11 protein-coding genes, 1 tRNA gene and 3 rRNA genes are annotated in these 21802 nt (G+C 38.5%); 2 read left to right on the plus strand and 13 right to left on the minus strand.

Annotated features, from left to right (window positions below; all coding sequences use genetic code 11):
* Positions 1–10 precede the first annotated feature (10 nt).
* The 7 genes from ACPWSR_RS05140 to ACPWSR_RS05170 all read right to left on the minus strand — a co-directional run bounded on the left by ACPWSR_RS05140 (position 11) and on the right by ACPWSR_RS05170 (position 11461).
* Positions 11–2047, minus strand: a complete 2037-nt coding sequence (locus tag ACPWSR_RS05140) for a HelD family protein (protein WP_426350633.1) — start codon at positions 2045–2047, stop codon at positions 11–13.
* 439 nt (positions 2048–2486) lie between these two features.
* Positions 2487–2561 (minus strand) — tRNA-Asn (locus ACPWSR_RS05145).
* A gap of 6 nt (positions 2562–2567) precedes the next feature.
* Positions 2568–2684 (minus strand): 5S ribosomal RNA (gene rrf / locus ACPWSR_RS05150).
* Positions 2685–2759: 75 nt separating this feature from the next.
* Positions 2760–5667 (minus strand): 23S ribosomal RNA (locus tag ACPWSR_RS05155).
* Positions 5668–6074: 407 nt separating this feature from the next.
* Positions 6075–7585 (minus strand): 16S ribosomal RNA (locus tag ACPWSR_RS05160).
* Together the 16S, 23S and 5S rRNA genes with 1 tRNA gene alongside form the textbook arrangement of a ribosomal RNA operon.
* 470 nt (positions 7586–8055) lie before the next feature.
* On the minus strand, positions 8056–9600 hold the full coding sequence (locus ACPWSR_RS05165; RefSeq protein WP_426350634.1) for an AbgT family transporter: 1545 nt from the start codon (positions 9598–9600) through the stop codon (positions 8056–8058).
* A gap of 322 nt (positions 9601–9922) precedes the next feature.
* Positions 9923–11461 carry an AbgT family transporter gene (locus ACPWSR_RS05170; protein ID WP_426350635.1) on the minus strand — a complete coding sequence of 513 codons (1539 nt, stop codon included), beginning with the start codon at positions 11459–11461 and terminating at the stop codon, positions 9923–9925.
* Between the two features lie 282 nt (positions 11462–11743).
* Between ACPWSR_RS05170 and cls the strand changes: the two genes are divergently transcribed.
* On the plus strand, positions 11744–13189 hold the full coding sequence (gene cls, locus ACPWSR_RS05175; RefSeq protein ID WP_426350636.1) for a cardiolipin synthase: 1446 nt from the start codon (positions 11744–11746) through the stop codon (positions 13187–13189).
* A gap of 67 nt (positions 13190–13256) precedes the next feature.
* Here the strand turns inward: cls and ACPWSR_RS05180 are convergent, their stop codons facing one another.
* Positions 13257–14450 carry an MASE3 domain-containing protein gene (locus ACPWSR_RS05180; protein ID WP_426350637.1) on the minus strand — a complete coding sequence of 398 codons (1194 nt, stop codon included), beginning with the start codon at positions 14448–14450 and terminating at the stop codon, positions 13257–13259.
* 49 nt (positions 14451–14499) lie between these two features.
* The gene (locus ACPWSR_RS05185) at positions 14500–15828 is read right to left on the minus strand and encodes a sensor histidine kinase (protein WP_426350638.1); all 1329 of its coding nucleotides are present in this window, start codon (positions 15826–15828) and stop codon (positions 14500–14502) included.
* A 311-nt stretch (positions 15829–16139) separates the two neighbouring features.
* Here ACPWSR_RS05185 and ACPWSR_RS05190 point away from each other — a divergent pair, with 311 nt between their 5' ends.
* Positions 16140–17399: a serpin family protein gene (locus tag ACPWSR_RS05190; RefSeq protein ID WP_426350639.1), complete on the plus strand. Its 1260-nt coding sequence runs from the start codon at positions 16140–16142 to the stop codon at positions 17397–17399.
* Positions 17400–17495: 96 nt separating this feature from the next.
* Here the strand turns inward: ACPWSR_RS05190 and ACPWSR_RS05195 are convergent, their stop codons facing one another.
* From ACPWSR_RS05195 to ACPWSR_RS05210, 4 genes are read right to left on the minus strand one after another with little or no spacing between them, the layout of a single operon-like run.
* Positions 17496–18236 (minus strand): sugar isomerase domain-containing protein, encoded by a 741-nt coding sequence (locus ACPWSR_RS05195; protein ID WP_426350640.1) that lies wholly within the window; start codon positions 18234–18236, stop codon positions 17496–17498.
* Positions 18237–18238: 2 nt separating this feature from the next.
* Positions 18239–19501 carry a PTS ascorbate transporter subunit IIC gene (locus ACPWSR_RS05200; RefSeq protein WP_426350641.1) on the minus strand — a complete coding sequence of 421 codons (1263 nt, stop codon included), beginning with the start codon at positions 19499–19501 and terminating at the stop codon, positions 18239–18241.
* Between the two features lie 10 nt (positions 19502–19511).
* Positions 19512–19787 (minus strand): PTS sugar transporter subunit IIB, encoded by a 276-nt coding sequence (locus ACPWSR_RS05205; protein WP_426350642.1) that lies wholly within the window; start codon positions 19785–19787, stop codon positions 19512–19514.
* Positions 19788–19836: 49 nt separating this feature from the next.
* Entirely contained in the window at positions 19837–21753 is a 1917-nt protein-coding gene (locus ACPWSR_RS05210; protein WP_426350643.1) for a BglG family transcription antiterminator, read from the minus strand.
* Between the last annotated feature and the right edge of the window lie 49 nt (positions 21754–21802).

The following is a 21802-nucleotide window of genomic DNA, read 5'->3' on the forward strand; positions in this document are numbered from 1 at the left end:
TATTTTTCTATTACTTTAAAAAATCCGTTAAATCTCCGCTATAAGTTAATGTTAGTCTATGCATAGCTCGTGTACAGGCAATATATAATAAGCTTCTATCATATTCTGATCCATAGCTTGCATTATTAACCCTTGGAATAATAACCTCATCAAACTCTAATCCTTTAGACATACTAGCTGTTGTTATGGTCACTCCAGTTATAAATTTTGTACTACTTTTATCCAGGACATTTACTTCATATTTCTTAGATAAATGACTATAAATCTCTTCTACTACTTTTTCTGTCTTGCAAATGATCCCCAAATTAGAGTAATCACTTTCCTTAAACCTATCTATTTGTATTTTTATTTTATTAATCTCGTCATCTATGTCACTGCACTTAATTATTTTCGGATCTTCTCCATGCCTTTCTAATGGTTCTATTGCACATTCTTTAATATTCTTAGCAAAATTAATGATTTCATAGGAGGATCTATAGCTTTTGTTCAATTCTATAACCTTAGAATTTTTAAATAGTCCACATAAAATGTCTAGGGTATTTAAATTATAGGGGTTAACCGATTGATAAAAATCTCCTAATATTGTTTTATTGCATTTATATAGCTTATTGATTATGGCATATTGTATTGGTGTATAGTCCTGCATTTCATCTATTACAACATGCTTAACATCAGCTTCCTCCTTTATCCCCTCAACAAACATTTTTAAATAAATGTATGGATACACATCATTATTTTCTATTCTATTGTCTCCTTGATAATTAAACATATCTTCTCTATTTATATATTTATAAAAATCATTATATAGGCTTAAAACACTACTAATTCTAAACATCTCTGAAATGATTTTTATTATGCTATTCTTCGTAGGAATCTTATCCTTAAAAATATTATCAACCTGAATTTTTTCTAGGATATCATTAGCTATTTTATTTATTCTGTCAGAAATAGAATACCTTTTATAGGCCTCATATCTTCTTAATATAAATTCCTTTGATATTATTTTACCATTAATTTTATAATCCACAGGATAAAAATAATTATTATTCACATATTCAATAAACTCATCTAAAAGCTCCACAAATTCCATTGAAGCTTTAAATCTTATTCTTTGGGTTTTATTATCATCTCTTTTATCTACAAGGTCATTTAATACCTCTAGGTAATCTTCAAACTCTATTTCATTTTCAGTATATCTTTTAGCAATATCTCCAAAGCTACTTTCTACAATCTCCTCTTCACCTAGCTCCGGTAATACATTTGAAATATAGTCTCCAAAGACTTTATTAGGGGATATTATAACTATATCCTTCGCTTCTAGAACTTCCTTATATTTATACAGTAAAAACGCTACTCTATGGAGTGCTATAGAGGTTTTTCCTGAGCCTGCTACTCCTTGAATAATAATGACCTCTGATGGGTCTCTGATAATTTCATTTTGCTCCTTTTGAATAGTTGCAATAATAGTCTTCATTCTTTTATCAGAACTTGTCCCAAGGTCTCTTTGTAGTATATCATCGCCTATACTTAAAGAGCTGTCAAAGGCATATTGCATCTTACCACCTTTTATTTTGAACTGTCGCTTTAAGGTCAACCTCCCATATATCTTCCCTACTGGTGCTTCATAATAAGCTTCACCTATTTCAAAATCATAGTACATACTAGCAATTGGTGCTCTCCAATCATAAACTAACATATTACTATCCTCGTCTACAAAGGCACCACTGCCAATATAAAAAGCCTCCTCCTCATCAAATTCCATATCATAAAAATCTATTCTAGCAAAAAAGGGGCTATCTACCATTCTTTCAATTTTATTTTTCTGCTTCACAAAAGCTTCTCCCGAAGATACTACCTGGGAAATAGATCGCTCATTTGAAAATATCTCCTTGGAATCCATATCACTCTTATTTTCCCACAAGTATTTCATGGATTCTTTAAATTCATCTTCATACTTTTTAATTGTTCTTTGTAAATCATTAAGGTAACTATTAAGTTTATTTAATACTCTATTTAAATAGCTTTTATCATCATCATAATTAACCAATTTTTATTTTCCTCCTAAATAAACAAATATATTAAAAGCTCACCTATAAATATTATTACTTTACTTGTGTATCTTCTTGACTTTCCTTGCTATAAAATCTCTTTATATAAGGCATTTTCTTGCTTTTATTTACTATAAAAAAACCTTCACAATACATTACTGTACTGTGAAGGCAGTATATCAACATCTTACATATTAATTTCATATATATCGTAAGTATTCTATTCTTTAATGATATATCGCTGAAGCGATATGATATACGGCTACGCCGCATGATATACTTGCAAAGCAAGTATGATATAATATCCGTTCCACATATGCGTAGCATATATCATCTGCTCAGCAGATATCATACCGCAGGTATATCACCCGTTTCTCCCAGAAACGGATATAATTGAAAAAAGCCTCTTTTGTCGTTAGACAAAAGAAGCTTTTTTCTTGGCTCCGCGGAGAGGGCTCGAACCTCCAACCTATCGGTTAACAGCCGAGTGCTCCACCATTGAGCTACCGCGGAATACAGACCCGGCAACTTCCTACTCTCCCACAGAGCTTCCCCTGCAGTACCATCGGCCCTATGAAGCTTAACCGTCGTGTTCGGAATGGGAACGGGTGTTACCTTCATGGCATTGCCACCGGATATTCTGGTTTTGAAAGAATTATTGTTCTTTCAAAACTGCATACAGAATGATGTTTTGTAAAGTCGTCATTTATTTTGGTCAAGCCCTCGACCTATTAGTATCGGTCAGCTGAACACGTTGCCGTGCTTACACCTCCGACCTATCAACCTCGTGTTCTTCGAGGGGTCTTACTAGCTTACGCTATGGGAAATCTAATCTTGAGGTGGGCTTCACGCTTAGATGCTTTCAGCGTTTATCCCTTCCCGACATAGCTACCCAGCTGTGCTCCTGGCGGAACAACTGGTGCACCAGAGGTCAGTCCATCCCGGTCCTCTCGTACTAAGGACAGCTCCTCTCAAATTTCCTGCGCCCGTGGCGGATAGGGACCGAACTGTCTCACGACGTTCTGAACCCAGCTCGCGTGCCGCTTTAATGGGCGAACAGCCCAACCCTTGGGACCTACTTCAGCCCCAGGATGCGACGAGCCGACATCGAGGTGCCAAACCTCCCCGTCGATGTGGACTCTTGGGGGAGATCAGCCTGTTATCCCCGAGGTAGCTTTTATCCGTTGAGCGATGGCCCTCCCACGAGGTACCACCGGATCACTAAGTCCGACTTTCGTCCCTGCTCCACTTGTAGGTGTCGCAGTCAGGCTCCCTTATGCCTTTGCGCTCTTCGAACGATTTCCGACCGTTCTGAGGGAACCTTTGAGCGCCTCCGTTACTTTTTAGGAGGCGACCGCCCCAGTCAAACTGCCCGCCTAACAATGTCCCGTCACCAGCTTCATGGTGCCCGGTTAGAATTCCAGTACTGTCAGGGTGGTATCCCAAGGTTGACTCCACAGAGCCTGACGACCCTGTTTCCCAGTCTCCCACCTATCCTGTACAGACAATACCGAAACTCAATGCTAAGCTGCAGTAAAGCTCTACGGGGTCTTTCCGTCCAACCACGGGTAGCAAGCATCTTCACTTGCACTACAATTTCGCCGGATTTGCAGTTGAGACAGTGCCCAAGTCATTACGCCATTCGTGCGGGTCAGAACTTACCTGACAAGGAATTTCGCTACCTTAGGACCGTTATAGTTACGGCCGCCGTTTACTGGGGCTTAAGTTCATGCCTTCGCTTGCGCTAAGCAATCCCCTTAACCTTCCAGCACCGGGCAGGCGTCAGCCCCTATACATCAGCTTACGCTTTAGCAGAGACCTGTGTTTTTGCTAAACAGTTGCTTGGGCCTATTCTCTGCGGCCATGTCTCCATGGCACCCCTTCTCCCGAAGTTACGGGGTCAATTTGCCGAGTTCCTTAACTGCAATTCTTCCGCCAGCCTTAGGATTCTCTCCTCACCTACCTGTGTCGGTTTGCGGTACGGGTACTGTCTCTCTCCCTAGACGCTTTTCTTGGCAGCGTGGAATCATGTACTTCGGCCCCGTGGGACCTTCCCCATCACACCTCAGCTTAATACAGGCGGATTTGCCTATCCTGTATACCTAAGTGCTTAGACCAGCATCCAATAGCTGGCACACACTATCCTCCTGCGTCACGCCATCGGTAATAACGATTAACAGCAGTATCGGAATATCAACCGATTGTCCATCACCTACGCCTTTCGGCCTCGGCTTAGGTCCCGACTAACCCTCAGCGGACGAGCCTTCCTGAGGAAACCTTAGGTTTTCGGCCAATGGGATTCTCACCCATTTCTCGCTACTTATGCCTACATTCTCACTCCTGTACAGTCCACCGCTCCTTACGGTACGACTTCAGCCCATACAGGACGCTCCCCTACCACTGACACTATTGTGTCAATCCGTAGCTTCGGTGATAGATTTTAGCCCCGGACATCTTCGGCGCGGGATCTCTCGACTAGTGAGCTATTACGCACTCTTTGAATGAGTGGCTGCTTCTAAGCCAACATCCTAGTTGTCTTAGAAATCCCACATCCTTTACCACTTAATCTATACTTGGGGACCTTAGCTGACGGTCTGGGCTTTTTCCCTTTTGACAATGGCACTTATCTGTCACTGTCTGACTGCCGGACTCATAGTATGCGGCATTCGGAGTTTGATAAGGTTCGGTAAGCTATACGCCCCCTAGCCCATTCAGTGCTCTACCTCCGCTACTCATATCCGACGCTAGCCCTAAAGCTATTTCGAGGAGAACCAGCTATCTCCGAGTTCGATTGGAATTTCTCCGCTATCCACAGCTCATCCCATGGTTTTTCAACACCAACGTGGTTCGGTCCTCCACGGAATTTTACTTTCGCTTCAACCTGGCCATGGATAGGTCACCCGGTTTCGGGTCTACGGCATGCAACTAGTCGCCCTATTAAGACTCGGTTTCCCTTCGGCTCCGTACCTAAAGTACTTAACCTCGCTACATACCGTAACTCGTAGGCTCGTTCTACAAAAAGCACGTCATCACACACATAAGGTGCTCTGACCGGTTGTAGGCACATGGTTTCAGATTCTATTTCACTCCCCTCCCGGGGTTCTTTTCACCTTTCCCTCACGGTACTTCTTCACTATCGGTCATCAGGTAGTATTTAGCCTTGGGAGGTGGTCCTCCCTGCTTCCCACAAGGTTTCACGTGTCTCGTGGTACTCTGGATCAGAACTGGCACTAAATGACTTTCACCTACAAGGCTGTTACTTTCTGTGGCCCAGCTTTCCAGCTGGCTTCGGTTAGTCATCTCCTGCATTTGTTGTTCTGTCCGCAACCCCGGAAACAAGTTTCCGGTTTGGGCTCTTTCCTTTTCGCTCGCCGCTACTAAGAAAATCGATTTTTCTTTCTCTTCCTCCAGGTACTTAGATGTTTCAGTTCCCTGGGTTTACCCTCCATAACCTATGGATTCAGTTATGGATACATGGGGTTACCCATGTGAGTTTCCTCATTCGGAGATCTCCGGATCACTGGCTATGTGCGCCTACCCGAAGCTTATCGCAGCTTATCACGTCCTTCATCGGCTCCTGATGCCAAGGCATTCACCATGCGCCCTTTGTAGCTTGACCATATTCGCTCACATTAAGCTGCGTACTGCTTCGTCGCTTTCGTCACTACGGTACTCACGTACGGTTTTGTACGCTCCGTGCCTTCGTTCCTCGGCTCCTCGCATTACTTCGCTTACTGTTCGCTCTGACGTTATAATTTTTGACATTATAACATCAAGGTTCTAATTAGTTTACGGTTTTACAATTAATCTCAGCGAAATTATACGTTGAATAGATTCAATTTATAATTTGCACTTTAAAAGATTGTAGTTATCTTTACTTACATCAGTTTCTGTATGCAGTTTTCAAAGAACAAGTTGAAAGACGTAGTCTCTCAAAATTGGACAGAGAATTTGGTTGTAGAATAAACCCAGCTTTGTGAATCGGTGCTTTTCCAAGGGAAAAGGCTTCCGATTAAGTTTCCTTAGAAAGGAGGTGATCCAGCCGCAGGTTCTCCTACGGCTACCTTGTTACGACTTCACCCCAATCGCTGACCCTACCTTCGGCCGCTGGCTCCTTGCGGTTACCTCACGGACTTCGGGTATTGCCAACTCTCATGGTGTGACGGGCGGTGTGTACAAGGCCCGGGAACGTATTCACCGCGACATTCTGATTCGCGATTACTAGCAACTCCGGCTTCATGCAGGCGAGTTTCAGCCTGCAATCCGAACTGGGACGAGTTTTAGAGTTTTGCTCCACCTCGCGGTCTTGCGTCTCTCTGTACTCGCCATTGTAGCACGTGTGTAGCCCTAGACATAAGGGGCATGATGATTTGACGTCATCCCCACCTTCCTCCCGGTTAACCCGGGCAGTCTCGCTAGAGTGCTCAACTTAATGGTAGCAACTAACAACAAGGGTTGCGCTCGTTGCGGGACTTAACCCAACATCTCACGACACGAGCTGACGACAACCATGCACCACCTGTCTTCCTGCCCCGAAGGGCTTCCCCGATTAAGGGTAATTCAGGAGATGTCAAGTCTAGGTAAGGTTCTTCGCGTTGCTTCGAATTAAACCACATGCTCCGCTGCTTGTGCGGGCCCCCGTCAATTCCTTTGAGTTTTAATCTTGCGACCGTACTCCCCAGGCGGGGTACTTATTGTGTTAACGGCGGCACAGGGGGAGTCGATACCCCCTACACCTAGTACCCATCGTTTACGGCGTGGACTACCAGGGTATCTAATCCTGTTTGCTCCCCACGCTTTCGAGCCTCAGTGTCAGTTACAGTCCAGAAAGTCGCCTTCGCCACTGGTGTTCTTCCTAATCTCTACGCATTTCACCGCTACACTAGGAATTCCACTTTCCTCTCCTGCACTCTAGACGCCCAGTTTCAAATGCAGTTCCCAGGTTGAGCCCGGGTATTTCACATCTGACTTAAGCATCCACCTACACTCCCTTTACGCCCAGTAAATCCGGACAACGCTCGCCACCTACGTATTACCGCGGCTGCTGGCACGTAGTTAGCCGTGGCTTCCTCCTCAGGTACCGTCATTATCGTCCCTGAAGACAGAGCTTTACAACCCGAAGGCCTTCATCACTCACGCGGCGTTGCTGCATCAGGGTTTCCCCCATTGTGCAATATTCCCCACTGCTGCCTCCCGTAGGAGTCTGGGCCGTGTCTCAGTCCCAATGTGGCCGATCACCCTCTCAGGTCGGCTACGCATCGTCGCCTTGGTGAGCCGTTACCTCACCAACTAGCTAATGCGCCGCGGGCCCATCTCGAAGCGGATTTCTCCTTTAATCAGTTCATCATGCGATAAACCGATATTATGCGGTATTAATCTCCCTTTCGGGAGGCTATCCCCCTCTTCGAGGCAGGTTGCCCACGTGTTACTCACCCGTCCGCCGCTAGGAAACTCCCGAAGGAGCTTCCTCGCTCGACTTGCATGTGTTAGGCACGCCGCCAGCGTTCGTCCTGAGCCAGGATCAAACTCTCAATTTAAAAGTTTGATACTTCTCAAAATTACTTAAAAAAATTGCTGGTTTGTGTTTGTTCTAAACTTAGTTCTCTGTTCAATTTTCAAAGACCATTGCGGCTTGATTACCGGCCGCTTGATTATATTATCATTTATAATCCTTTGTGTCAACACCTATTTTTAAACTATTTTTTACTGTTTTATTATTTTTTCGTAAACAGTTATATTGTAGTTTTAGGTGCTCTATCGCTGTCCTTGCGGAAGCGACTTGTATATAGTATCACAGTTGTTTTATAATATAATCTTATTATTACCCAGTAATTAATACTGTTATTCATATTTCTTGTATTTTCTCTATATTACTTTATATTTTTCATATAGATACACTAGGACAAGTTTCCTATGAAAAAGCTTAATTTCATTCATAATTCTCTAGACACAATTCCAACTTAAAAATATTTAGAGGCCGGGATACCTCCCAGCCTCTGATAATTTATTACATAAGATAAGTTAATCCTGCTCCAGGTCCTAATGGTAAACCTACTAAATACCATACTATAAGAAGTATAGACCAACCTATTAGGAAAATCACTGAGTAAGGTACCATAGTAGAAATCATTGTTCCTATACCTGCATCCTCATCATACTTTGATGCAAAGGCTACTATAACTGCAAAGTATGCCATAAGAGGAGTTATGATATTTGTACTAGAGTCAGCAATTCTATAAGCTACCTGAGTAAGCTCTGGTGAAAGTCCTACTCTCATAAACATAGGTACAAATACTGGAGCCATGATAGCCCATTTAGCTGAAGCAGATGCCATGAACAGATTTATAAAGCCAGTAAGAAGAATGAAAAGAATTATTAAACCTACACCTTTTATTCCCGCTGCATTTAATGCCTCTGCACCCTTAACAGCTACTATAGTTCCAAGCTTAGTATAGCTGAAGTATGCTATAAACTGTGCAGCTACAAAGGCTAGTACTAAATATGATCCCATGCTTGCCATAGCCTTGGCCATAAATTTTTCTACATGCTTATCATTTTTAACAGTTCCAGCTCCCATTCCATAAGCCACACCAGGAATCAAGAAAAGCAGGCCAATAATAAATACAATAGAATTCATGAATGGAGAATTCCCTAACCATTCACCTGTTTCTGGATTTCTTAAAATACCATTTGAAGGAGCTACAAGTATAACCATAACAGCAAGGAATATTAAAAGAGCTATTAAAGAAAATTTAAGACCTCTTTTTTCCTCCTTGCTCACTACATCAAGCTTTTCTATATGACTTCCTTTATATTCTCCAAGTCTTGGTTCAACGATCTTTTCAGTAACTAAAGCACCTAAAGCTGTAATTAAGAAAGTAGATACAAACATAAAGTATAAGTTAGCAGTGGCATTAACAGTAACGCTAGGATCTATCATCTTAGCAGCTTCTGTGGTTATACCACCTAAAAGAGGATCTATAGTACCAATCATAAGATTAGCACTGAAGCCTCCTGAAACTCCAGCAAAGGCTGCAGCAAGTCCAGCTAAAGGATGTCTGCCTACGCTAGCAAATATTATTGCACCAAGTGGTACCAGTACAACATAACCAGCATCGGAAGCAACGTTAGACATAACACCTGCAAAAACAACCACTATAGTTATTAAGGTTTTAGGAGTGCTCAAAACCAGCTTCTTAAGAAGACTACTTATAAGTCCAGTTCCCTCAGCTACACCAACCCCCAGCATAGCTACAAGTACGGTTCCTAGTGGTGCAAAGCCTGTAAAGTTAGTTACAGCGCTGGTAAATATGTATCTTATTCCATCTGCAGTTAGTAAGCTAGTAGCAGCAACAGTAATATCTACAGATTCTTTAGTAGTTGCATCAACCCCTAAATATGTTACTGAAGCTCCTGCAAGATAGGCTATGTGAGAAACCACAGCAATAACAACACAAAGCATTAAAAATATTGTTACAGGATGTGGAAGAGCGTTACCTACCTTTTCAACTCCATCTAGGAGTCTAAAAAAGAACCCCTTCTTTTTGTTCATTGTATTTCCCCCTTTTGTTTTTATATCGTATAATACCAATATTTTATCACTTTGGCAATATTACGACTTTTTTAATTATATACTACTTTGTGTAAACGTACAACATTTTTTTAACTGTTTATACAATTTATGGTTAATTTATTCACAAAAATTAATAATTATTTAAATATTGTTATTATTCTGAAACAATCTGTTAATATATGTATAAAAGTTACCTATAGACTTAAATATGTTCACCTAGACTTTTAAGTATTAATATGGCAAAAAAAGTCACTTGAGATTTAAGTTAATCTCAAGTGACTTCTCAGTCTGTATTTTACTGTTACATTAATATTGATGCCCCTGGTCCTATTGGCCAGCCGAAGATGTACCACACTATTAGCAGCAGACTCCAGCCTATAAGGAATACTATTGAGTAAGGAACCATGGTAGAAATCAGCGTTCCTATGCCAGATTCTTCATCATATTTTCCTGCGAAGGTTACGATCAGTGCAAAATAACTCATAAGAGGAGAAATTATATTAGTAGTAGAATCTCCTATTCTATAAGCTACCTGAGTAAACTCTGGAGCAAAGCCGCTCTTCATAAGCATAGGTATGAATATCGGAGCCATTATAGCCCACTTTGCGGAAGCAGAGCCCATAAATAAATTAATGAAGGCAGTGAGCAGCACAAAGAGCAGTATTAGACCAATACCTCCAATTCCCGCTGACTTAAGGGCATCAGCTCCCTTTACAGCTATGATTGTTCCAAGCTTTGTATAGTTAAAGTATGCAACAAACTGTGAAGCCACGAAGGTAAGCACTATATAGCTACCCATGGAGGACATGGATTTTGACATGGCTGCTACAACATCCTTATCGCTTTTAATTGATTTTGCTCCTATTCCATAGGCTATTCCAGGAATTAAGAAGGCTAAAGCCATGATAAATACCAAGGCGCTCATAAAAGGTGACCCATTTAATATTTCTCCATTTTCCTGATTCCTAAGTATACCATTCTGAGGAATCAGCATAAGAAGTATAACTAATACAAATATAATGAAAGCAATAACAGCGTATTTAACTCCCCTCTTCTCATTATCATTAAGATGCTCTACCGCTTCTATTTGAGGTCCATTATACTTACCAAGCCTAGGCTCAACTATTTTTTCTGTTACAAAGGTTCCTAAAATAGCAATTAGAAAAGAAGATACGAACATAAAGTAGAAGTTAGAAGCTGCTCCCACCACGTAATTAGGGTCAAAAAGCTGTGCTGCCTCGGTGCTTATCCCTGCTAATAGAGGATCTGTACTTCCGATAATTAAATTAGCACTATAGCCTCCTGATACACCAGCAAAAGCAGCTGCAAGACCTGCTAATGGATGCCTTCCTACACTGGCAAAAATAATGGCACCTAGTGGAATTAGAACTACATATCCAGCGTCAGAAGCTACATTGGATACCACACCTGCTAGGACAACTACCACAGTAATAAAGGTCTTAGGTGTACTTAATACCAGTTTTCTAAGAACTGTACCGATAAAGCCCGTTCCTTCTGCTACTCCTACTCCAAGCATAGCCACAAGAACTGTCCCTAAGGGAGCAAAGCTTGTGAAATTACTAACAGCACTGGTAAAAATAAATCTAAGTCCATCAGCGCTAAGTAGACTTACAGCGCTAACTGTAGTCATGGTAGTTTCATGGGTAGCTGGGTCAATCACTTCGTAGGTAACGGAGGTGCCCAGCATTGAAAATATTTGTGAAGCGATTATTACCATCCCACAAAAAACAAGAAATAGAGTTACTGGATGCGGCAGGGCATTTCCTATTTTTTCAACCCTATCCAGAAGCCTCATAAAAATACTCTTTTGCTTTTTCAAAGATATTCCTCCTTAGCTAGCTCAATTTATTATTAAATCTAATAAGATTACAAAACATAAATTAATAGTAATTTGTCACGTAATCTTAATAATTACTCCTATATATATATATTAAATATAGTATATTATAAATTTATCTATTTCAATGGTTATATATTGCCAAATAGATAAAATATACGGATTTTTTAATTAATTTATCAATCTTTTAGGAATTATATCCCAAATTTTCTATAGCAATATATAGTGATTATTTGGTATCATATAAATAGAGGAGGTGACATTATGGAACTTAGTTTCACTAGTGTTATTAATGCCATCTTTGTTATCAATATGGCTTTGTGCATATCTATAGTTACATTAGAAAGAAAACAGCCAGAAAGAACTATAGCATGGCTTATGGTCCTTATACTTCTTCCACCCCTTGGACTTTTTCTATATATATTTTTAGGACGAAACTGGAAGATACATAAGCTTAATGATAGTATGTCTAATGATATTCAGGAGCTTATATTACCTGTGATAGAAAAGCTCCCTAAGAGGGATAAGCCTCTTATACCACTTATTGAGCTTGTAGCCAATAATAGTGATTCTCCTGTTTTTGTTAATAATCAGGTTAAGTTCTTTATCAATGGCCATGAGAAGTTTAAGTATTTAAAAGAGGAGCTCTTAAAAGCACAGCATCATATACATCTTGAGTATTATATATTTAAGAATGATGAAATAGGTTCTGAAATCGTCTCTATTCTTATTCAGAAAGCAAGAGAAGGGGTAAAGGTTAGGTTTATAATGGATAAGCTGGGAGCTATTAAGGTTTCAAGAGACTATATAAATATGCTTAAAAGAGAAGGAATAGACGTGGTAATATACTCTTATTTCCTTGCTCCGCTGCTAAGAGCAATAAACACCCAGATAAATTTTAGGAATCATAGAAAAATAGTAGTTATTGATGGTAAGGTAGGCTTTACAGGCGGCATTAATATAGGAGATGAATATTTAGGTAATAGTAAATTCGGTTACTGGAGAGATACGCACATCATGGTTAAAGGAGACTTTGTCTTAGGACTTCAGGCCGCATTTTTAGATGACTTTCTAACAATACAGCAGGCAACTAATGAATATCTATTTTACGACCAGGAGTTTGATAAATACTTCCCAGTATCTGCAGCTACAAAAAAGAAGATACCCATGCAGATAGTAAAAAGTGGTCCAGATTCCCCATTCCCTTCCATAATGCATGCAGTGCTTCGTATGGTATCCATAGCAACAGACCATATTTATATAACCACCCCTTATTTTGTTCCTTCAGAAGGGCTAATGGATGCTTTAAGAGTAGCAGCTCTGGGAGGAGTAGACGTAAGGATAATATTCCCGGAGCAGGCAGATCACTTTGTAGTTAATTGTGCTTCAAGAAGCTATCTAGCAGAGCTTATGCGCTGTGGTGCCAAGGTATACTTTTATAACAAGAAGGCTTTTATTCACAGTAAGACCATGACTGTAGATGGTAAAATTTGTACCGTAGGAACGGCTAATATGGATAGGAGAAGCTATGAGTTAAACTATGAAATCAATGCTTTAATATATGATGAAGAAACAACCATTGAACTGGAGAATATATTCTTTGAGGATATAAAAAACTCCCGGAAATTCACCCTTGAGGAGTATGAGAGCAGTGGAAGAATAAACAAAATAGTTGAAGGAATCACGAGAATATTCTCATCTTTATTGTAGCTATTAATTTCACACAAAAAAAAGGTAAGAAGCAGGCTAATAGCCGCTTCTCACCCTTCTTTTATTATCAATCCTCTTCTTTAATAGCTTCTATTACGAAGGAAAAATATCTTCTATTCCCTTCTATAAAGGTATAGGCATATACATAAACAGGAAGCTTATTTCTTCCCCACCTAAGATAGCATAGTTCCGCTTCAACACTCTTTCCTTCAAAGAGTGTTGTTATGCTTTTTTTAAGCATTTCATGACAGGTAACATCAAATACCTCCTGAATATACCTTCCTATGAGTAATCCACTCTTTTCAAGACCAAGAATTTTTTCCACTGGCTCACTTACATAGATTATTCTTTCACCTTCTGCCACAATTACACCCTTAGGAGAAGTAGCAAGTATACCCTTTTGAACAATCTGCATCTGTTTAAGCCTGTCTAACTCCTCTACTAGCTGAAGCTTCTCTTTTTCTGTAGCCTCAAGAGTTTCTGATAATCCTTTAAAAAGGTTATTATATGGATCTTCTATAAGAGCTTTAATAAGTGCTATAAACAAAAACACATATGAAATAAAATGAACTATATGTCCTGAAAAGTTACTTGAGTCATAAACATTTATATAAAGGACAAATATCAAGCTAGCAATGGATTTTAACACCATGGATATCATGAGTAAGTTTGCTTTATCCTGTAAAAGCTTATGACGGGAATTTTTATAATACAAAAAGGCTATAACTAAAAATAATACACATGTTATGTACTCACTATAAACCTTAAACCTCGTAAGCCCCTCCCCTTCAATAAAAGCGTCAGGAAATATATTGAAAGTAAAAATACTCAACATGATAAGAACAAAAATAATGAAATTAATAATAAGAAGCTTCTTAACCTTAACCTTCTTATTCAAATATCTAAAGGAAAGGAGAAGTGCAAATGCCCCAAAGAACCTTTGGGCCAACCATAGCTGTGTAGGAACATTTGAATCTGTTGTGATTATATCTATCCCCTTATATGTAAACAAATGAAAGATATTGATTAAAGCAACCGTACCATAGGTTATTCCCATGAAGGTAAAGTAATCATTATCGCTTATATTTTTTGTAATATAAGCAATCATAAACAAACCTAAGCCTGCTACTACTATCATGAGCTCCAATAAGCTATGGAAGAGGATAAAGCTTTTGTTAGCTATAAGTGCAAAAATTACACTTGTAATAACACAAGCTATAATTATTTTAATTAAGGTGTATCTACTCTTTTCTTGGTACAATTTAAATCACCTCTCGTATTTAAGACGAATTCACCAATATATTTTTAATTTATGTATAAATATCCGATAGCTCTATGGCTGCTTTTTCTTTTATGTACTTTTCCTCCAGCTCTAAAAGACTTAAGTTATCATCCCCTTCATCAGGAATCTTGTCCACTAAAGGAAAAACAGTATATACCTCTGTATATTCTTTTTCACTATTAGTTAAAAATAACCTACCACCTTGAAGCTCTACTAGAGCCCTTGCAATATAAAGCCCAACACCTGCTCCCTCCATATTTCTCGAAAGGGAAACATCTCCTTTATGAAAGCAACGAAAAACTGGGTTAAAGTAACCTTTTCCTACCCACTCTCCTCTATTTTTAATCTTAATATATATAAAGTTACAGGAATCTAATCCAATATTTATATTGATAACACTTCCACTGCTACCATATTTAATACAGTTTGAAAGGAGGTTCAGCATTACTCTCTGCACAAATTCTACATCACAGCTTACAAAGAGCTCTTCTTTTTCTGTATCAAAAACTATTTTCATATTTCTTTTGCAAGCAAAATCTACTATTGATAAAGAAGTTGCCTCGGCTATAGGAACTATATTAACAGATGTAAGCTTAGGCTTTAAGAAGCCCTGCTCAATTTTAGCTATATCCATGATGTTATTAGTAAGCTTTATGAGCCTTTGGCAATTTTTCCTCATGACCTTATTATACTTTTTAATATCAGCTATAGACATATCTTCAATGTACTTTTCTTGAAGCTGAAGGGCGGTATATAAAACATTTATTGGAGTACTAAATTCATGAGATATATTAGAAAGAACAGATTCTTTTAATTCTTTTTCTTTCTTTTCATTTTTATAAGGCCTCATACTAAGCATACAAGATCTTGTTCCTAAACAGCTTAGCTTTCTTATCTTTACTTTGAGAGTTTCATTTTCCTTAATAACAGTCACTACAATTTCTTTTGAATACTTACATATTAAAAATCTAGAGAAAGGCTCCCTGTCCCCTAGCGATATAATTGAAAGAATATTTGAATTTAATAGCTCCTCATAAGGTAGCCCTAAAAGCTCATATACTTCTTCATTTATGTAGTCTATTATCCCATTATTAATGATAATTATCGGTTCTGTATAATTACTTAGTAGCCTTTTCATGCCTTCTGAAAGAATATTTAACTTCTTTTTTACATTTTTCAGATAACACATCAAAACACCAATGATTATAGTACATAAATTAAAAATAATTATATTAATATAAAAACTTTTAGATTGAAAAGGCAAAATCCTCTTAAATAAGCTAATCCCTAAGAATAATAGAATTATTATAATCCAAGGGAAAATGAGTCGATTTTCGTAATCTTTCAGTGGCTTCATAACTCCACCTCTTATAATAATGGTGTATATACATATAATCACATTTTTAGGTTAAAATATCTACTTTTTTTCATCGCAAATTAAGACTCATATCTTACATATAAATAGTTTATGAGCCTTCTGTCAACAAAAAAGTATGAATTTATATATATTTCTCAAATAATATAAATCTTCTCAATACATATTTAAAAAATATCATCAATTATTAATGTTAATATATTAAATGTTTAAATATGTAACTTTTGGAAATCGAGAACGAATAATTGATAAACAACTAGTTTAGTTTAATAAAACTACAAGGAGGCCTGATTATGAAAAGAAAATATGCTTTTCTTGCAATAATTATGAGCGTAATACTTTTTACCTTAACAGCCTGCACTTCAAAATCTAGAGCCGTGAGCTCTGAAAATCTTATGAAGGGTGTGAAGGCAGAGGCTGCTGAAGGGAAGAACGCAGATGATGCTTTTCTCACAAGCACTGCAAACTTTTCCTTAAAGCTTTTTCAGCAAGGTCTAAAGGATAAGAAAAACTCACTTATATCCCCTACCTCTGTACTCCTAGCCCTATCTATGACAGCAAATGGCGCAGAGGGCAACACCTTAGAGGAATTTCAAAAGCTTTTGGGTGATGGAATCTCTATAGAGGCACTGAACAATTATATTTACAGCTATTTAGATAAGCTTCCCAATACAGAAAAGGAAAAGCTAAATATAGCGAACTCCATCTGGTTTAGAGATAGTGATTCCTTTACGGTACAAGAGAATTTTCTAAAGACTAATGCCACCTATTATAACGCTTCCATATACAAATCAGACTTTGACTCAGAGGAAACCATAAAGGATATAAATGGCTGGGTGGAAAAGGAAACTCATGGGATGATTGATAAAATCATCAATAAAATAGACCCGGATTCTGTAATGTTCTTAATAAATGCTCTCGCCTTTGAGGGAGAGTGGCAGAGAATATATGAAAAGGCTGATATAGTACCAGGAGAATTTTCAAATATCGACGATACAAATGTAGAAGTGGACTTTATGAACTCCGCGGAAGCTTCTTATATAGAGGATTCTAAAGTAACAGGCTTTTTAAAGCCTTATAAAGATGCCAATTACTCCTTTGTCGCAATGCTCCCCAAGGAGGGTATTGATATAAATGAATATATTGATAGCCTTTCTGGAGAAGACTTCCTATCCCTAATAAATAGCTCAGTGGCAGTAAGTGTAAGGACTTCTATTCCTAAGTTCAGCTATGAATATGAGCTTAGCTTGAAGGAGCCTCTTGAAAACCTAGGACTTGTAGAAGGCTTTAATTCTGCCAAGGCTAATTTTAAAGGCTTAGGAAGCTCCTCTGATGGAAATATCTACATCGGTGAAGTGCTCCATAAAACCTTCATCCAGGTGGATGAAAGAGGAACTAAGGCCGGTGCTGTAACTAGTGTTGAGATGAAGACTGAATCAGCAATACTGGATGAAAAATATGTAACCTTAGATAGGCCTTTTGTCTATGCCATTATCGATAATGAAACTAAGCTTCCTATATTCATAGGCACTGTTATGGAGCTTACAAAGTAAATAAAAAAAGGCAGATGGACACAATTAACTCCATCTGTCTTTTTATTTATTCCATTATAACCCGGAAGCTATTATTCTTTATTAATAAAAAGATTATTAAAATTGATAGTGAATAGCTTCCTTGTAGGTTTCATAAACCTTTTTGTTAAGGTCGTCTCCTCCATCTAGGTTAGCACTATAGAATATTGGAGGAACTTCTACCCCTTTTTCTATTAATTGCTTAACTGCTTCCCCTATTATGGAATTAAGGATTGTTGCCCCAACTACTGTGGAGGTTGGTCCAACCTTTTGATCAAAGCCTGGTAGCTCTACGCAGGCATCGCCTATATCACCATGGTTATCTATAACTATGTCTCCTATTTCAAAAAGTCTCTTTCCAGAAGGATGTCTAGAGGTTACGGACTTAGAATAGCTTACATTAGTTAAGGCTATTATGAAGGCACCTTTTTTCTTTGCCTCTAGTGCAAATTCCACTGTTACAGGATTTCTTCCTGATACAGAGTGAACTATAACAACATCTCCTTCTTTTATAGGAGTTTTTGCTGCAATTTCTGCTCCGTAGCCTACAAGCCTCTCCATTCTGCTGGTAAAGGTAACAGGAACAGTGTTTAGCATGATGGAGCTTTCAAATACAGGATTAATCACAACTAGTCCTCCTGCTCTATAGAAGAGCTCCTCTGTTAATATCCCTGCATGAGAGGCTCCAAAGGCAAAGATGGCTCTTTTATTAAATATTGCATCTGCTACTGCCTCTACAGCTTTTTCCATGGCTTCATTTTCTTTTTCTTCTATAATCTCTAATAACTCTTTTATCTTATCAATATAAGTAAACTTCATAATTAGAAAATACCTCCAAATAAATTGGCTATAAGCTTAGCTATCATTGCAAATAAGGACAGGTCATTTCCTCCAAAGATAAGGATCCAGTTTTGTATAGTGGAGGTAAGCATTACAGCAGATACTCCTACTAAAACTACCATTATTATAGCAGCAACAGAGGTTCCTACTATAGCTCCCTTCATTCCTCCCTGACCTTCTCCAATTACTGCTGCAGTACCACATTCAAAGAAGGAGGTTATTACAAGAGGCACAAGCATAACTCCAAATACCTCGAAGCTGTTGCTTATTATAACGAGTATTGTTGATACCACCATTGCAGCTATAAATCCTATAAGTACTGCATTTGGCTTATAGTTAAAGAGTATAGGACAGTCAAAGGCTGGAAGAGAGTTAGGTACAAGCTTCTCAGATATGCCCTTGAAGGCTGGCACTATCTGATTGATAAGCATTCTAACACCCTGAAGCATGATAACAAGTCCAGCACCAAAGGTAAAGCCTTGAGTAACTGCATACATGAATAGGTTTTGACCCTCAGCAAGGGTAGGAATTATAATACCTACAATAATAAACATTATGAAGATTACTATACCACCAGTGATTGATACTTCTCTAAAGAAGGATAAGGATTGTGGAAGCTTTATATCCTCAGTGGATTTTTCCTTGTTACCTACTCTTTTAGCAACAAAGCCTGATATAAGAGCTAAGATACCGGAAGGATGTCCTAAGGTAAAGGAATCATCTTGGGTTACGTCTCTAACATAGCCTCTTAAAAGCCATGGCATGATTGACCAGTAAAGGGCTGATGCTACTGCTCCAAAGATTATAAGACCCCAACCAGTTAGTCCACCTTCTACTCCAGCCGCAACAAATATGAAGGGGAACCACCAAAGCATGTGACCTGTTAAAAATATTGTTTTTACAGGAGTAAATCTTGCTATGAGAAGATGAAGAATGAGTCCTAAAAACATAGCAAGTCCTATAGATCCGCCATAGCTAGCGGTAAAGGTAGCATCATTTAAGCCTTCTGCAGCTCCAGAACCAGCAAGAGCTTGTACAGCAGAATTTATAGGTGCAATGGAACCAGAAAGCATGTCTGTTCCTGTTTGAAGTATAACCATACCAAAGGCAGCTAATAAGGAGCCTTTCACCACCTCAGCAGCCTTCTTTTTCTGAAGCACTAGCCCAAGGGCTGCTATAAGACCAAGAAGCAGCGGTGGATTACGAAGAATGTTGTCAGTAATAAAGGATAAAATGTTATTCATATAAGGTTACCTACCTTTCAGACATATATTTTTCAACTGCGGCCTTAACCTCAGCTACATCCATGTATCTTTTTACACTATATACAGGCACATTTACGGAGCCTCTTAATTCTTCTGCCAGCTCGAAGCTAGTAAAAATCACATCTGCCCCAGCACCTCTTGCATCATTAATATCTGTATTTTCCACCTCCGCAGAAATACCAAGCTCTCTAAAGGCTTTCTCTAGAGACATCTTTAAGATCATTGAGGAACCAACTCCAAAACCACATACGGCTAATGCCTTCATTAATATACACTCCTTTTATTTTTATTTTTTATAAGGTTAATTAATATTATTACTTTCTGATGAGCTTTAATATTGTTTCACTATCTCCCTGCAGGAAGGTCTGTAGATTTTCTGGGCTATATAAAAGCTCTGAGAGCTCAGCTAGGGCTTTAATATGGGAAGTATTATCTACGGTAGCCAGCACCATAAAAGCTTTAACCTTTTCTCCTAAGAGATCTACCTCCTCCTCTACTGTGAGAAGAGACATAGCTACATCATTTACTCCCTCCTTTGAGCTGGCATGGGGAAGTGCAAAACCATCGGCTAAAACTATGTAAGGACCAAACCTTTCCACACTGGCAATCATGTTATTTACATATAATTCTTCTATAGATTTATCTTCTAAAAGGGGCTTTGCTGCTATTCTTATTGCTTCCTTCCAGTCGGTTGCCCTCTTTATCTTATTTATTCTTTTTTCACTTAGTAACTCTTCAAGCATAGGCTGATAACCTTCCTCCTTTTTAATGTTGTATATTATTGCAGATAGTTCTTCCATAAGCTTCTTTTCATCTTTTATCACTGCATTTCTTTTAACTGCCTGAAGTATAAGCTGAAAGTCAAAGTTTTTTGCACTTTGGTTAACAGCGACAATCCTACTTCTTAAAAGCTCTATATCTGGTTTAGTCAAAATGGGATGAACCATTATGGCTTTAGGATAAGCCTTAAGCTCCGTGGTGGTAACTATGTGATCATAGCTATCCTCAAAGAACTCAAGATCATTTAGTGATAGAGTACTTATTATCTCTGCATTGGGAACATACTTTTTAATCTGAATCTCCAGTATCTTTGATACGGTAAGTCCATTTGGACAAACTAGAATTACTTTGTTCTTTTTGTAGGTGCTTTCTCCCTGAGAGCCCTTTATATAGCCTCCTATATAGGCTGCAATTAAGGCTATTTCTTCCTCTCTTATCCCCTTGAAGCTTGGAAAGTCTTTTTCATTTCTTATAATATCCTTTACAATATCATATAAAAGACTGTGCTTACCCTTTATTTCCTCTAGAGCTGCAGAGGATATGGGGAAACCAAACCTTATACGATTATAGGAGGATAAGAGGTGCCTTATGAGGTTTTTCTTAAAAACCTCTTTACTCTCAAGGTTTATTGCAGTTCTTCCTTCAAAGCGTTTTATCAGAGTGTCTGTATACTCTTCTATAAGCTTCTCCTCCACTACGGTATTCAAGCTAGAAAGACTGCTTATGTATGCTGTTAAATATGCTCTCTCCCCGGGAGAGGCTTTCGATGAAATTAACGAGGATACAACTGGATAGTAATCTATATTGGATGCTGCCTCATAAAGGTCATAAGCTTCAAGGTGCCTACCCTTTTCAATTCTTTTGTTTAAAAACCTGATAAACTTAGATAGGCTTGCTAGAGAATAATCCGTTAATTTTAAGCTATTCTCTTTATTAAAGGTTAAAACCTCTTGCAAAAAATCTGTGAGGAGGCTCTCATCCTCCTGCATCAGCAGAAGAAACAAATCTCTAATAGCTCCCTCTTCCCCCTCCAGGGTGTAGCCTTTATTATATACTAGTCTTATGTCCTTCTTCATCAGCTCTTCCCTTATCCCCTCAAAGGTAAGGGCTATGGTGTTTCTAGAAAGTCCCATGAGCTCTGATAGCTTGTCTATGGTTATATCCCTTTCATTGAGAATTTCATAGATAATATAATTTCGCCTATATTCACCATCAATAAATTTATCCTTGTTTTTAATATCCTCAGCTATTAAGGAGGTCAAGCTTCCTGAGTAAGTAAATTTATGATCTAGATTTTCAATTTTTCCTGAGCCTGACAGCTTATAATTAATTGATTTTATATCATAATATAAGGTTCTTTTTGATACCTTAAACTCTTCCAAGAGCTCCTTCAGGGTGACTCTTTCATTCTCTATGATAAAATCCAGTATTTTCTTTTCCCTATCCTTCATTTCATCCTCCTTATCTATAGTTTTATCACTAATTTTGCCCCTTTAGAAT

The organism is Alloiococcus sp. CFN-8 (assembly GCF_049943125.1).
In the GTDB taxonomy this organism is placed as follows: Bacteria; Bacillota; Clostridia; order Clostridiales; family Clostridiaceae; genus JAEXZL01.